Raw genomic sequence first — 14,691 nt, forward strand, 5'->3', positions numbered from 1 at the left:
AGGCCAGCCCTGGCTTTTGCGGACCTCTTCCGTTGTTAACTCACACCAAGCGTTTGAGTGTTTTGGCTACCGTGTCTTTGTTCATTTGGCTCATGTCGCCGGGATGCGGGACAACGCACAGCGCGTAATCGTCGGGGTTGCTAGCAGCGCGTGTAGCTTGGCTCAAGGCTAAGTGCAACGGCGTAGCTTCCGAGCCTTCGCGGTAAGACTTCACCTCCAGATAGAATTTTTGCTTTGTTATCGGATGCTGCACTACATAATCACAGTCACCAGACCCCTGGTAGCGAATAAGTTTTCCGTCCAATTCGGTATCTTCTAGTGCCGCTCTAACTAGCTTTTCAACGCAACGACCAGTTTCAAAGTTGGTTTCCCACTCTTTATTCAATGCGGCCTGCTTATGAGCATACGCCAAGGCATCCGCTAAAAGCTGCGGGTTTTGGTCGGTAAGCCGGGCTAGATCAGCCAGTTTGTTAAGCTGCGCCGTCGGCTGGCGGAGCAAGCGCATAACAGCCGCGCTATTGCCACTGAGTTGGACATTAAGGGTGTAAAACGTGCGCTCTATGTTATCAACAAACCACCTAACATAGTCCTGAGCTTCGGTTTTATGGCCGTCACACCACTCCATTAAGTCTTGGAGGGCTTGCTTATGCTTTCCGTAAGAGTTAGCGTCAAAAATATCCTTCAGTTGATTCACTAACTCGTTGCCGAGGTCCACGAAGGAAAGCGCCTTGAGAAGTCGCAAACTCATTCCGTCCGCCAGAATCCGAGGCTGCCAATCGTGCGTTGGCGCGAACTGTGGTAATAGTTTCAGTAGCGGCTCAACTGCATTGGAATCGGCTTGCTGCTCGGCTGTACCGAAATTGTACAGGTCAGTGTACTGGCAAAAGTCGCCAAACCAGTTTGGCACTAAGTGGCCTCCCTTCTCCAGTAGCAATACTTTGTATTTATCGCTACCTGCCAGCAAGCCCAGGTAGCGGTTAAGCCAAGCCACCGTCTCATTTGTATCCTGCTGCAGCACTTCAGCCAGGGCCTTTACCGAACTTAGCTCAGCCAGTTTTTTATTGAGCAATTGCCCCATGAGCCGAGCTGCCGTTTCTAGCGGCAACTCAAATTGCTCCATGAAATTAGTAGGCTCAGCTACGGAGGTTAGCGCCAATGCAAAACCGAACACGTCCGCCGCAAACGCCAGCATTTGCCGCCGAAAGGCAATATCCTTCGCTTGCTCAGTGGTCAAACTTAGTATGGCCACTAGCAAGTCCTGAGGTTGCACGTCAGTTCGGCTTAAGAAGTCGATGGGCGTTTTGCCTTCCTCCTGATGCAACGAAGTCAGTAATCCGTTTATCAGGTTTGCGGCTTCCTTCAAGCCTAGTTTATCGCCTTCATAACCAGGTAGCACCACTTCCCGATTCATCAACAGCCCGCGCCATTCGGAATCAAAATCCTTTAGAATTAGCAGCACCAGCTCGGGTATTTGCTCGTTCAATCGCTCAGCCCGCAATTCGGTGACTAATCGGAGCTTGCCCCATTGGTCGGGGACCACCGCGTGCTTTTTAAGCAAACCATCTAATTCTTGCTGCTCAGCTGCGAAAGCGTAAAGCCTGTTGAGCCAGGCTAGCCCTTCTTGCTCTCCGCCAGGTAAGCCCGCTAGAATGCCGATACTTTCCACCAGCGCAAACAGGTCTTTCAAGCTCAGAAATAGGTCGTGGCCCCAGGAAGAATATTCTTCCAAGCTGCCGTTCACGCCCAGCGCATCTATCCAGGACTCCAGCAGTTCGACCCGCGGAACGCTTTCGTGCCCTAAGTAGTCGGCGGCCAGTTTCCAGAAAATTCGGTTTTGCTCTCGTTCAGACTGAGCCTGGTAGCGTGGTATTCGCACCAGGCGCAATGTAGTGCGTTTGTCGTTGGCAACCTCCACCAAAGCCTTGTCCAGAAGTTGAGTCCGCCACGGCTTTTGCAATTCGTCCCGGTACCATTCCAAAGTAGCCTGGCTATATCCAGCGTCGATCGGTAACCGTGACACAGCCAGCAGATACCCGTTGACTGCCTTTCTCTCCACCAGCCAGTCAATGAAAGCAAGTGCTGCTTCTACAGCTTTCGTCAATAAATCCCGGTTGTGGCGCGCCTTCGGTCCCTCGTTGAGTTTGATGCCGTCCCGGGCTTCGTGTGGGTGAAAGCTCTTGCCGTTAAGGAGAAATGGGAAATAAAAATTGTCGCTGCCAACCAGCGGAAAATCACGCCACAGCGTAGGCACCCGCTGATTTTTTGGCTGTACCTGAGTTGAATACTCCGGCAGTAAAGTCAAGTCGTTGGCCCCCTTCACTTCGACCACTAAACGTAGTTCAGTAGTCTCGTAAGCCAGAAAATAGCGCATTACGGAATCTGCTCCATCCGTGATGGTCACCTGGTAACGGCTGACTAAACCGTCTTCCACTTCCGCAGGCAATTGCTCGCAGTGGTAGGTCTGCCGGCTTCCATCCTCCTGCCTGACGCATACTTTTTTAATTCCGCGTCTCTTCTCCTGACCGTTGATTTTGCCTTGGTTGTTAATGAGTGTAACGGGCATTAGAATAGCCAAGTCAGCAAGGCCTGTGCGTGCGGCCTGCCAACTGTTGGCCTCTGGATTATCCTCGCCCAAATCGTATCGAAATGTCGTGTCTCGAACTTCTTCGTGTTCAACCCGGTGTAATATATAGTCTTCTGCAATGGGAAACTCGGCATCGTCGTCAAGCCGTTGCACCCGCTCCATTGTCTGGCGGATTGGCTCGATCATGTCTTTCGGCCGAGTTGCCCGACGGTCCAAGTCTAAGGAAAAGTGGCGGTACAGATTTTCCGGTCGTCTCACAACGCCGGCCACTTTAATGACGCCCGACAGTACGTGAGTGCTGATGAAGCCGGTGCCATACTTACCGGTTACATCCTCATCCTCATTATCAAAATCCTTGCTACTGTTCTGCTGAATGAGGCCTGTGATGTGGTCTACCTCGAAAGCATCCCCATTATGAGAAAAAGTTAGCACGCCGTGTGACAATTCAACCGCGACGCTTACCTGTCCAAAGTAATTAGCGGTATCCTTGGCATTCTGCATTAATTCCCACACCCAGCGTCGGTGTGCGGTTTCAGTTTTATTTTCAACCTTATCTAAAATGTCCCAGATGTTCTTCGCAATAGCATCATAAGCGTGATTCATTTGGCTCTGCTGAACATCAGAAGCCGCAGTGGATAGAAGGTGCAACATGAACTTGGTAAATGAAGCTGAAAACGGTGTCACAAGGTAAGATGCCCGCGCCTAGTCGAACTCAAAAAATTACAAGGCTCTACTTCATATCGGTATTCCTAGCTCGCCCTTCCCCCCCATTGTTTTACATTTAGCAAGTTGCTCTACATCTCAAAGTGCGGCCTGTCCTTAAACCCCGGCCAGTCGCCGCCCCACACCACCCGCGCATCGGCCGCCTTCATCAGTCGGGCGAACTTTGAGAGCAGCAGCCCCGACCACGACACCGACCCATCGGCTAGCAGAAAGGCCACATCCAGCGCCGGGGTGGGAGAGAGGTTATGCTTCGACTGGCTCCCACGCTTATAGGTCACAATCGGCCCCGGCTTGCTGCGGCCCTGCGTGTACAGCTCGTTTTGACGCTCTGGACTCCGGTAGCACTCCGTAATGATGGGAAGCCCCACTACTCGTAGTGCCGGGTCCCCCAACCAACGTCTTAAAGCTTCCGTGTAAGCCGCCGCCCACACCGGAACTGCTTCCGCCAAACGCCGGGCCTGTCTCTGTTGTTGGGCATCACTTAAAGTGGGTTGACCCTTGAGAACCAGTTTGTCGGTATGTGTCTGCATAGTATGTAGAATTGCGTGTGTAATGTGTAAAAATAGGTAAAAAAGTTTGCGCCAGAGGACATTAATAATATTTAATAATTATACTATTTGGGCGCATCCCTGCGGGCCGGGCTATCCAGGGCTCCGCTGCGCTTCGGTGCTGACGCACTGGCTCCTGCGTCGCCACCCTTCCTATCCCTTGCGCATCCTCCAGATACGTTGAAGCTACCCCTGATACTATCCGCCCACGCCGCCCGCCCAGGCCCTGAAAATGGGCCCCGGCAGTCGGCTGCCATCTCCTCGCAGGGCGGCAGGCCGCGCCCAAAAAGCGCCGCCTGCCGCCCGCTCACCGCCCGTTCCACGCTTCGGCCCACCGCCCGGTCAACTCACACTCCGACCCACGACGGCCAGCCTCCGCTACCGTAGACCCACCGTCCGGCCAGCCTCTCGCGCTCCTGCGTCACTTGGTCGGCTCGCCTCTCCCTTCCTCAATTTGGTGCCTGCGGCGAGTGTCTATTGGGGAGGCCCCCAAGCCCCCGTATCATGCTCCGCGCTGCTCTGCATTGCCTCGGCTTCCGCAGCCCGCACGTTGCAAACGCAGCATCTCGCACCTCAGCAGCTCCCGCGACGAGCTGGCCGCTACTGCCTCATAAGGTGCCCTCCGGGCCGGTCTGTTGGGGGCCTCAGCCTGGCCCCCAATCCCCCTGGGCAAGAGCTTTTAGGGTGTGGTCAGGCACCCATCCGGTACCCCGGCCAGTTAGTCCCGCCTGCGGGGGCTGTGGCCAACACCGGCAGCCGTGGCTGGTGGCCTCAGAACAGCAGCCCACCCCCTGCCGGGCGGCTTGGCTCCGGGGCCACCAGCCACTCGCAGCGGCGGCCCAGTCGGGCAGCGGCGCGGGCTGCGCTCAGTGTGCCTCGGCTTACCCCATCCCAGCACACCAGCACTAGCCCGGCCCGGTGCACTATTTCCGCGTTGCGCACATGGGGGGCGGCCGGACCGTGGGCGGCATAGTCCGGCCGTAGCTCTACAAGGGGCACACCGTGGGCGCGGCACCAGGCCGCCGCTAAGCTATCTGCGCCGGGTGCTCCGCCGCTTACCACTTGGCCCAGCGCGTGCGTCGCCCGCAGCTCCTCTAGTCGGGTCAGCAGAGCCTGGCAGCGGGTCAGGCTTCGGCTACCCACCACCGCCACAGTCCATACGCTACGCGCTTTAATTTGTATTATATCCATATGCTAAGATAATGAATAATATGTAAAAAAGGGTGCAAATACAATGAGAATTATTGTAAAATATTATACATTATGTGTGCTATTTTGTATATTTGGGTATGTGGTTCGGGAAAGACCCGGACACTTGCGCACCCCGGAGGGCCCCCGGCCGCGCACCTCATGGCTAACACCTACAGCCATGCTTACTGCTTTACAATTCTCGCAGCTCGCCGCTGCCGCCTGGTCAGGCCCCGCCGCCGCTCATTTCGCTACTATCAGCTGCTATCTGGCACCCTGCGGCCACAGCAAAACGCAGTATATCGTTTCCTATCATGTGGGACAGGGGTGTTATATGGCTCAGCGGGATTGTCCTTTACTGGCTATTGCGGAGGCCGTAGCCGCTGCTCACCAGGCCGGGGTGCCCGTCTCGCTGTCGCGCACCACCCGCGCGCTGCACGAGGCCGCCCGCCAGTTGGCCGGGGCCACCTACCGCGCCGGCTTGCCCGGCTTCGCCTACCGCTGCCTCCGCCACCGCTGCGCCCGTCTTCGCCATGCGTAGTGTGGCCCTATTGCCGGCCGCTCCCCCGGTGGGGGCGGCCCCGGCGCTGGCCGTGCGCCAGCAGCTGGCCCGCACACAGACGGCCCTGTTTGATGCCCGCGAGGCGCTGTACGCTTTACGTGACGAGTACCCGCGCCGACCGGCTCGTTTTTCCCGGTTGCGCGCGCTTATCCTGCGCCACCGGCAGGCCCGCGCCGCCTATCAGGCCGCTGCCGGCTCGTTTCACGCCAGCCCGGCCGGGGAGCAGCTGCAACGCTTGCGCCGCACCTATGGCACGTGGTAATACGCCGCCAGCCGGCCGGTGGTATGCCGCCTGTCTGTACGCCACCGGCCACGGGTGGGCCGTGGTGCGCGATGTGGCCCAGCCCGGTACCATCCCCGGCGGCCCCGGCCACTATCAGCAAGAGGCCGCTCCCGGCCGCTACGCCACCCAGGAGGCCGCCTACGCCTACGCCGCCGCTGCCCGCTTCAACGCCGCACGCCTGCGGCCTGCCGACCGCTACGGTCTGCTCCCCGCCCCGGCCGAGGACTACCATCCTCATCCCTGGGAGCTGCAATAATCTACCACCAGCCTGCGCCAGCCATCCGGCGCGGGCCATCACAACCCTAGTACCGTGGCCCACATGCACACGACACCCCGCCGCCTTAAGGTGGCCCTGCATTACCGCCGGCTGCATCCCACGCTGTCTACTACGTCGCTGCTCGTGCTGCGCGGCAACTGGCTGGCTCAGGCTGGCTTCGTGCCCGGCGCCACGGCCGTGGTAGAGGTAGAACCCGGCCGGCTCATCATCACCGCTAAGTAATTCCTCATCGGCCCGTGCCAGCGCGGCGCGGGCCCTTCACCACTAACAATGCCGAACACTGCTGCTACCTACCAGCCTCATCTGCTCGACCCGCACAGCGCTGAGCCCCAGCCCATCCGCCCCCGCAACGGCCGCAGCTTCAAGCTGGCCGAATTGTACGAACTGCTCGACTGCCAAACGGTGGATGTGGTGCGCCTCACCGACGAGCTGATTTTGATTATCGACGACGAAGGCAAGTTCCGCCAGCCCTGCTACCTGAACCTGCTGGCCACTTACCTCTGGTACCAGTACCAGCCGGAGGCGCGCGGCCAAGACAGTATTGTGGGCCGCGCCCTTCTGTGCCACGACAAGCAGTTCCGCTAATGAAAGCGCCCACGTTCCGCGCCTGGGTGCGGCCCTGCCCGCGCTTCGGCTTTGTCTGGCAGCTGCGCCAGCCCTTCTACCCAACCACTGCCAACGGCGAGCGGCCTACGCAGGCCGCCGCCCTGCGCGAGGCCATCCGCGACGCCCGCCACTTCCAGACCATCCACGAGGAGCCGGAAGATGGCGGCGAGGCCTTCCACGAGCCGCCGCCTGCTTGGGCACCTGAGGGCTTCTACGATGATACCGACTATTAACGGCCACTGGGGGCCGGGCCGGCAACCGGCCCCCATTCACTTTCTCCCATACCTCTTACCCACACACAATGGCTAAACAATCCGTCACCGCCCCAGCTGCGGCCATTCCGGCCGCAGAAATGACCACCACGCCCAGCCGGGCTTATCTGACCGCTGCCGTGGACGAGGCCAGCGGCGAGGTCATCGAAGCCAGCCGCTTCCGCTACCTACCCGGCCACCCGCGCCAGATCCGCTTTGATGCCAAAGCCGGCCAGTTCAACATCAACGGTACCACGCCGCTAGGTCAGTCGCTCCGCTTCATTCCGCTGGCCTGGCGCGTCTTCCAGGACGACATTCTCAACATGGGCCGCAAGCTCTGGGCCGAGCTGTTCTATGCCGACGAGAAAGGCGCCATCTGTGCCGTGCTGTTCCACGGCTACAGTGTCGAAAACTTGTACCGCCTCATCGAACCGCTGTTTTACGACGACCTCACCCTGGCCGACGTGGTGGTGAAAGTGCAGGCCAGTAAGAAGGAAACCACGAAGGAAGGCAAGAAAGCCACCTACTACATCGCCGAGTTCAGCTACGAGGTAGCCGATGCGCAGGAGGTAGCCGCCCGCCGTGAGTTCGCCCAGGACTTCCCCATCTGGCGCGAAGAAACCAGTACCGGCGCGGCCGACGTGCGCATCAGCCACGGCTACTACAACCCGAAGGCCGGGGCGGCGCAACTCACCGAAGCCCCGGTCGCCGAAGCCCAGCCCGAAACCGTCTAGCCCACCGGCCCCGCTCCGCCAGGGGCGGGGCCAACCGGGACGCCCACGCACCCCATAATTCCTTCGCTTATGTCTGCTTCGCTGGAAGTACCGCAGCTCGTCGTGCACCAATCCGCCCGCGACGAAACCGAGGCCCAACGGCTCACCCAATTAGCTCAGCTGATCGACGCCGCCGAGCCCTTGCCTGATCTGCGCGACCTAGCCCCGGCCGTGCGCGAGCTGTTCCCGCCCCCGGCCTACGAGGTTGGTTGCGGGGGCGCTCATATCTGGCTCCACCGCCAAGGCGAAACCCAGCGCCTGGCCTTCATCTGCTAAGGGACCACGCATTCTCTCTAGCTTCTAACTCCTCGCTCCTCCATACCCATGTTCCATAACGTTCAATCCTTGCCAGAACTAACCCAGGCCCACCACCGCGCCCTGCCCCATGTGAGCAATACCGACCTCTCCCGCCTGAAAGAAGAACTGCTCGGCCAGTTACGCACTCCCAACCCGCAGGCCCTGGACTTCGGGACGGCCTTCCACGAGGCCGTGCTGGAGCCTGCCCGCTACCATGCTCCGCAGGGCCTACCGCCCGCCCAGCTGCGCCTGCTGGAGTCGCTGGCTGCCGCTGTGCGCCGCCACCGCTACTGCCGTGACCTACTTTATCGTGGCACGCCCGAGCTGACGCACACCGCCACCCACACCGCCACCGGATTGGCCGTAAAGATTCGCCCGGATCTGCTGCTGACCACGCCCCGCCTCGGCCGCCGGGTGCTGGTGGATTTCAAGACTACCAGCTGCCGCGACTACGCGCAGTTTATCGGTACCGTCGAGCAGTACGACTACGACCGCCAGGCCGCTTTCTACACCGACGTGTTGGGTGCTGACCGCTTCCTGATTGTGGGCGTGCAGAAGAAGGTTCCACATGACATTTGGCTGGTGGAGCTTTCCGCCGACGCGGCCACAATGGAACAGGGCCGCAAAAAGTATCAGCGGCTACTGCGCGCGTGTGCCGAACGCAGTGGTACACGGGCTGCTCAACAACTAGTAGTCTGAATCTGCGGACGGGGCATTTCCGCCCGCGCTGCTTGGACTAGCAGCAGAAATCACGTAGCGGAGCAAAAAAATTGACTGGATGGTCTTTCTAGTACATAGCTGGGCTGAGGGAGAGGGTAGGCGGCCGGTCCAAATGATCTAGGAGGACTGGCCGCTTTTTAGTTTATTGCAGGGTCTTTCCCACTTATTCTTATTTCTTTCTTGCTGCATTTCTATGGCGACTGGTGACAAATTTATCATGAGCGGGGTGTGGCTCACCTGCGACAAAGGCGTGATGCCGACCATGTTTACCGTGCTGCCCAAGCCGGCGCAGCTCTACGAGGAACCCTACGCCACGGAGTTCGACAAGATACCGCTAGTTAATATCAAGCCCTTCGGCGTGTGCCAGGTCACGCGCACGCCCTGCGTGCCGGCGCCCGTTGAGTGGACTCGGGTCATGGACTCGGGCCTGACCGTGCTCGGTGGCCGGCCCCTGCTGCACACGAGCAAGTGCCAGTGTGGGGCGGGCGGGCAGATCTCCATCAACTTCACCCGCGCCGAGGCAGACGCCGCCGTGGCCCTCGACCAGCAGCTCGACCAAGTGGACGAAGCGGCCGACCTGGCCAATGAAGCCTCTAGCTGGGCCTTTTGGGGCGGCGTGGCCCTGGGCATCGGCGGGGCCATCCTCTGTGCCACGGGCGTGGGCGCGCCGCTTGGGGCGGCCATGATGACGGGTGCCGGCTACCTGATGACCACCAGCACGGTGCTGGCCACCAGCGCGGCCGTGGTCAAGGGCGTCACCCGCATCGCTCGTGACCCAAGCCTGCAAACCGGCCTCTCCATCGCCGGGGAGGTGCTGCTCGAAGCGGCCGAAGAGTACATCATGAACAAGCTCGGCGGCAAGGTGCTCAAAAAGCTGGGCCAGGCCGCGCAGCGGGCCATGAACAAGCTTAACCTCTCGGAGCGAGCGAAAGCCCTGGCCAACAAGCGGCTGTGCTCGTTCACGGGGCACCCCGTCGATGTCATCAGCGGCTACCTCTACACCGAAACCGTTGATTTCGAGCTGCCCGGCCCCATCCCGCTGCGGTGGGCGCGGCTCTGGAACTCGACCTCCATTCACCAAGGCCCGCTCGGCCACGGCTGGCACCACGCCTACGACATGGCCTTGTGCGTGGATGCCGAACAGGGCGTGGTAGCCTTCCGCACCGCCGACGGCCGGGGCGTGGCCTTTGAATGGGTACCATTCGGCCAACGCACCTATGACCGGCTCGAAAAGCTCACGCTGTTGCACGACGTGCGCGGCTACGCCGTACTTGATCATGGCGCCGACCTCACCTATCGCTTCGGAGTGAACCGCGGCGACGGCGTTTCCTCCTTAATTGCGGTGGAGAATGCCAACGGCTTCTCTCTCTCGTTCCACTACAACGAGCAGGGGCACCTAAGCGGCATCACCGACAGCGCCCGCCGTCAGTTGCAGGTGACGTGTGACGAGCAGGGGCAGGTACGCGCCATCACGGCCCCGCATCCGACCGAGCCCAAGCAAACCGTGGTGCTGGTGGCCTATGCCTACGACCGGCAAGGCCAGCTCGTGCGCAGCCAGGATGCGCTGGGCCAGGCCGCCACGTATCAATATGCCGGCGGGCTGTTGGTGCGCGAGACCTTCAAGAATGGCCTCAACTTCTACTTTGAATATGAAGGCACCGGCCCGGAGGCCCGCTGCGTGCATACCTGGGGCGACGAGGGCATCTACGACCACAAGCTAGTATATGACGTGGCGGCCAAACGCACCATCGTCACCAACTCGCTGGGTCACGCTACCACCTACCAGGGTAACGAAAATGGGCTGGTGGTCGAAACCATTGACGCGCGCGGCGGCGTCACGCTCACCGAATACAACGAGTACAATGAGGTGCTAAGCGAAACCGACCCGCTGGGCAACGAAACCCGCTACGCCTACGATGAGCGCGGCAACCGCATTCTAACGGAACTGCCCGACGGCGCCACGCTAGCGTTTGTGTACAACGAGTACGACCGCTGCACGCAGGCCACCAACTCCGTCGGCGGACAGTGGCAGTGGGCCTATGACGAAGCCGGCAACCTGACAGCACGCACCAACCCGCTCGGCAATACCGATACCTACGAATACGCCCACGGCTTGCTTCAGCGACTGACCGATGCGGCCCGGCGCAAGACGGAGTTGGTGTATGATGCCGACCACAACTTACAGGAAGTGCGCCTGCCGGCGGGCACGACCCGTCGCTGGCTGCCCGACGGGTGGGGCCGCTCCCGCAAGCTCACCGACGAGCGGGGCAACGTGCAGTGGCGCGAGTACGACCTGCTCAGCCGCGTGACGACGGTGTACGAGCCCGATGGCAACGTGCGCCGCTTCACCTACGACGGCTTCGATAACGTGGTGCGAGCGCAGGACCGCCACCACGACGTGCAGTATGCCTACCACGGCATGGGCCGACTGATTCGGCGGGTGGAGGCAGGTACAGCCGTGGAGTTTCTGCATGACACGGAAGAGCAGCTGCGCGCCATCATCAATGAACATGGCCTAGCCTATCGCTTCGAGTTGGATGGAGTAGGCGATGTGCTGACGGAGGTGGGCTTTGATGGGCTCACGCGCCGCTACGGGCGCGACATCGCCGGGCGGGTGGCCGAGCTGACCCTGCCCACCGGCCAGCGCACGCGCTACGGCTACGACCGGGCTGGCCGCGTGGCCGAAGTCGTATATCATGATGGAGCGACGGAGACGTATCGCTACCGTGCCGACGGGGCCTTGCTCGAAGCGGCCAACGAGACGACGACAGTGCAGTTCGAGCGCAACGTTCTAGGCCAGGTGACGCAGGAGCAACAGGGTGCCTACTCGCTCACCAACGAGTACGACCCGTTGGGCTACCGTCTTGGCCTGACCTCGTCGCTCGGCGCCGAGGTACGCTACACGCGTGACGCGGCCGGGCAGGTCGAGCAGCTGCGAGCGGGCACGTGGCAGGCCATCTTCGAGCACGACGCGCAGGGGCTGGAGCTGCATCGTACCTACAGCGGCGGGGTGCAGGCGCGTTGGCAGCGCGATAGCTTGGGCCGGGTCACGGCGCAGCGTATCCGTACGGGCAACACCCACCTGGCCGAGCGGGTGCGCACTTACAGCTGGCAGAAAGACGACCGACTCAGCTCCATTCAGGACAGCCAGCGCGGCGTGATCCGTTATGAGCACGACGCGGTGGGCAACCTGGCGGCCACCACCTTCGCCGACGGAACCAAAGAGTTGCGCCTGCCCGATACCGTGGGCAACTTGTTCCGCACGGCGGACCGTACGGATCGGCGCTACGGTCCGGCCGGGCAGCTGCTGGAAGCCAACGGCACACGCTATGCATACGATGCGTTGGGCAATCTGCGGCAGAAGACCTTACGTACCGGCGAAGAGTGGCACTACGCCTGGAATAGCGCCGGTCACCTAACTGAAGTAGTGCGGCCCGACGGCGGAGTAGTGCGCTTCCGCTACGATGCGTTGGGCCGGCGCATCAGCAAGAGCTACCGGGGCCGGGTCACCAGGTGGGTATGGGACGGCAACAAGCCCTTGCACGAGTGGAGCAGCCTAGAAGTGGGGCCGGGCAAAGACGCAGTGGAGGCGGTAACCACGTGGCTCTTTGAAGAAGAGAGCTTTGCGCCGGTAGGCAAGCTGGAAGGAGAGCAGCAATACGGCATTCTGACTGACCACCTCGGCACGCCGATGCAGATGCACGACCAGCACGGGCAGCAGGTATGGGCCACTGAACTCACCAGCTATGGGCAAGCCAGGCAGCAGGAAGGAGAGGCGGCGGCATGTCCGTTTCGCTATCAGGGCCAGTATGAGGATCAAGAAACGGGCCTCTATTACAATCGTTTCCGCTATTATGACCCGGAAGCAGGACAGTATATCAGTCAAGATCCGCTTCGTATAGGAGGCGGATGGGCCCTTTACGGCTATGTGTTGGATACCTCCAGATGGATTGACCCGTTTGGATTAACCAAGCAGTGCCCGCCAAATGGTAGCCCGAAGACATTTGCATCTAATGACCCTTACGTTGCCGATCTGGCTAATAAAATTGAAGCACGGTATCCCGGCCATGTGGTTGCCGTAAATAAGACAGTTTACCGTCCTGATGGCTCTGTACTTACAGACTTTGACATAGAAACGCAAAATGCTGTAATTCAAGTTAAATCCGCAGGTAATGGATTAGCTGATCAAATGGCCCGTACCGAAACGGCTACCAATAAAGTGGTAATTGGATACGGCCCTAAGCTCAAGCCTAGCATAGTGAAATCCGTCGAGAGGCAGGACGGGCTTGTCACTAAAGATGAGGCTTTACTACTGGATGTGCTAAAACCATAAACGCCCTATACAATGCAAAATGTGCTTCTGGCTTTTCCTGACGAAGTTGCTTCTAAGCAAATAGCAGAAATGCTTAGCGATTTTTTTGACGAAGTTCAAAATCATCATTCTGAACCAGAGAGGTATGTTCTTATCAAGGACCAAAACGATGCAATATTTTTGAGACCATGTATAGATCTGAAAGAAAATTATGAAGAGTGGTTTGAGGAAAATCAAAAGGAATTAGTAATGAGCTTGCAATCATTTATTGAAATGCAGTACCGCAATCTTGATACAGCTAAGGTGGTTTTGAAAATACTTTCTCATAAGTTTGATAATATGGTAATACAGTTCGATGATTTTCATCTTATTAGTTATGAGTTTTTAACTAAAGTTCAAGATGAACCAGCCTGGGATTGGCGCTAAAATCATGTTATTTTAGGACAAGTAATTTGCCGGAGGACACCCCCTATGGCCCTTGACTGACCACCTTGGCACGCCGATGCAAATGCACGACCAGCACGGGCAGCCGGTATGGGCCACTGAACTCACCAGCTACGGGCAAGCCAGGCAGCAAGAAGGCGAGGCGGCGGCGTGTCCGTTTCGCTATCAGGGCCAGTATGAGGATGTAGAAACCGGCCTCTACTACAACCGCTTTCGGTATTATGACCCGGAAGCAGGGCAATATGTAAGCCAGGATCCCATCAGGATATTAGGGGGAAAGAATCTTTACAGCTACGTCCATGATCCTTGTCAGTGGACGGATGCTCTAGGCCTAAGTAGCATTCCTGCTGGCTTCAAAAGTTTTGGTCAATACAAACAGTTTGCCCAAGCCACACAGGGCTCGTTGGCGAAGGCAGGTTATCCCAATACTGTACCGTTGATGCAAGGCAGTGCTGTGACTGGAGTCAGCCATGATACCGGAATTCCGTTTGATGTTGGCAGAACCAGCGACTATGACATTGCATTAGCCAATAGAGATCTGTACGACAAAGCGGAGGCCATGGGCTTGGCTAAAGGTGGCAAATCGAGGCCTATCGACTCTGATAAATTAGCCGAGCAGTTGGGTCTTGGTGACGCAAGAAGCAAGCTTTCAAAAATGTCAGGTAGAGATGTCAATTTCATGATCTTTGAGGATAAGTCTGCCGCAAAATCAAAGGCGGCAAGTATGACTATGCCTTGCAAACACCCTTAAAAACAAATAAAAATGGTTAAGAAAATTTTTGATACCTACGGCTATGAGGGGACTTCTGTGGAAGACTTAGCTCATATAATAGAAGGCGTTGTAGGTGTTGAATTACGTGCTTGTGAGGGGCTATACGCTGGCGAAACGTACAGGTATAATGGAGGTTTTTCAGATGAAATTGTGATCGGAAATAGCACTGAGTATGATCAGATTCCATATCCCATCTTAGTGAAAGTTTCTAATACACATGGAAAGAATGCTGATAAAATAAGTAAATCGAAGTACATCAAGCAAAGAATGTCATTGATACCTAAGATGCATTTTATCTCACAAGATATAATTGAAACAGTGAATTGATACCCATTTTATGCTCATGTTAGA

16 protein-coding genes are annotated in these 14,691 nt (G+C 58.3%); 13 read left to right on the top strand and 3 right to left on the bottom strand.

Features of this window, described 5'->3' with window-relative positions; translation table 11 throughout:
- Window positions 1–40: 40 nt before the first annotated feature.
- The 3 genes from ACYSMN_RS14415 to ACYSMN_RS14425 all read right to left on the bottom strand — a co-directional run bounded on the left by ACYSMN_RS14415 (window position 41) and on the right by ACYSMN_RS14425 (window position 5,046).
- Window positions 41–3,235, bottom strand: a complete 3,195-nt coding sequence (locus tag ACYSMN_RS14415; protein ID WP_488924602.1) for a sacsin N-terminal ATP-binding-like domain-containing protein — start codon at window positions 3,233–3,235, stop codon at window positions 41–43.
- A gap of 143 nt (window positions 3,236–3,378) precedes the next feature.
- Window positions 3,379–3,837 carry a M15 family metallopeptidase gene (locus tag ACYSMN_RS14420; protein ID WP_488924603.1) on the bottom strand — a complete coding sequence of 153 codons (459 nt, stop codon included), beginning with the start codon at window positions 3,835–3,837 and terminating at the stop codon, window positions 3,379–3,381.
- Window positions 3,838–4,626: 789 nt separating this feature from the next.
- Window positions 4,627–5,046: an SLOG family protein gene (locus ACYSMN_RS14425; RefSeq protein WP_488924604.1), complete on the bottom strand. Its 420-nt coding sequence runs from the start codon at window positions 5,044–5,046 to the stop codon at window positions 4,627–4,629.
- A 178-nt stretch (window positions 5,047–5,224) separates the two neighbouring features.
- Here ACYSMN_RS14425 and ACYSMN_RS14430 point away from each other — a divergent pair, with 178 nt between their 5' ends.
- The 13 genes from ACYSMN_RS14430 (at window position 5,225) to ACYSMN_RS14490 (ending at window position 14,667) form a co-directional block, all read left to right on the top strand.
- A complete protein-coding gene (locus tag ACYSMN_RS14430) occupies window positions 5,225–5,584 on the top strand; it encodes a hypothetical protein (RefSeq protein ID WP_488924605.1) in 360 nt (119 codons plus the stop codon).
- 1 nt (window position 5,585) lies between these two features.
- A complete protein-coding gene (locus tag ACYSMN_RS14435; RefSeq protein WP_488924606.1) occupies window positions 5,586–5,867 on the top strand; it encodes a hypothetical protein in 282 nt (93 codons plus the stop codon).
- A complete protein-coding gene (locus ACYSMN_RS14440; RefSeq protein ID WP_488924607.1) occupies window positions 5,854–6,144 on the top strand; it encodes a hypothetical protein in 291 nt (96 codons plus the stop codon). Before ACYSMN_RS14435 ends, ACYSMN_RS14440 begins: the two co-directional genes overlap by 14 nt.
- Window positions 6,145–6,207: 63 nt before the next feature.
- Window positions 6,208–6,387 carry a SymE family type I addiction module toxin gene (locus tag ACYSMN_RS14445; protein ID WP_488924608.1) on the top strand — a complete coding sequence of 60 codons (180 nt, stop codon included), beginning with the start codon at window positions 6,208–6,210 and terminating at the stop codon, window positions 6,385–6,387.
- A 48-nt stretch (window positions 6,388–6,435) separates the two neighbouring features.
- The gene (locus ACYSMN_RS14450) at window positions 6,436–6,750 is read left to right on the top strand and encodes a DUF3846 domain-containing protein (RefSeq protein ID WP_488924609.1); all 315 of its coding nucleotides are present in this window, start codon (window positions 6,436–6,438) and stop codon (window positions 6,748–6,750) included.
- On the top strand, window positions 6,750–7,004 hold the full coding sequence (locus ACYSMN_RS14455; RefSeq protein ID WP_488924610.1) for a hypothetical protein: 255 nt from the start codon (window positions 6,750–6,752) through the stop codon (window positions 7,002–7,004). Before ACYSMN_RS14450 ends, ACYSMN_RS14455 begins: the two co-directional genes overlap by 1 nt.
- A 68-nt stretch (window positions 7,005–7,072) precedes the next feature.
- Window positions 7,073–7,756 (top strand): hypothetical protein, encoded by a 684-nt coding sequence (locus ACYSMN_RS14460; RefSeq protein WP_488924611.1) that lies wholly within the window; start codon window positions 7,073–7,075, stop codon window positions 7,754–7,756.
- Between the two features lie 69 nt (window positions 7,757–7,825).
- The gene (locus tag ACYSMN_RS14465; RefSeq protein ID WP_488924612.1) at window positions 7,826–8,071 is read left to right on the top strand and encodes a hypothetical protein; all 246 of its coding nucleotides are present in this window, start codon (window positions 7,826–7,828) and stop codon (window positions 8,069–8,071) included.
- A gap of 48 nt (window positions 8,072–8,119) precedes the next feature.
- On the top strand, window positions 8,120–8,791 hold the full coding sequence (locus tag ACYSMN_RS14470) for a PD-(D/E)XK nuclease-like domain-containing protein (RefSeq protein ID WP_488924613.1): 672 nt from the start codon (window positions 8,120–8,122) through the stop codon (window positions 8,789–8,791).
- Window positions 8,792–9,005: 214 nt separating this feature from the next.
- Complete coding sequence (locus ACYSMN_RS14475) at window positions 9,006–13,145, top strand: DUF6531 domain-containing protein (protein ID WP_488924614.1); 4,140 nt, start codon at window positions 9,006–9,008, stop codon at window positions 13,143–13,145.
- Window positions 13,146–13,157: 12 nt separating this feature from the next.
- Complete coding sequence (locus ACYSMN_RS14480; protein WP_488924615.1) at window positions 13,158–13,550, top strand: hypothetical protein; 393 nt, start codon at window positions 13,158–13,160, stop codon at window positions 13,548–13,550.
- 52 nt (window positions 13,551–13,602) lie between these two features.
- The gene (locus ACYSMN_RS14485; protein ID WP_488924616.1) at window positions 13,603–14,319 is read left to right on the top strand and encodes an RHS repeat domain-containing protein; all 717 of its coding nucleotides are present in this window, start codon (window positions 13,603–13,605) and stop codon (window positions 14,317–14,319) included.
- Window positions 14,320–14,331: 12 nt separating this feature from the next.
- A complete protein-coding gene (locus tag ACYSMN_RS14490; protein WP_488924617.1) occupies window positions 14,332–14,667 on the top strand; it encodes a hypothetical protein in 336 nt (111 codons plus the stop codon).
- The last annotated feature ends 24 nt before the right edge of the window (window positions 14,668–14,691 follow it).

It is taken from the genome of Hymenobacter sp. M1-2, assembly GCF_057808495.1.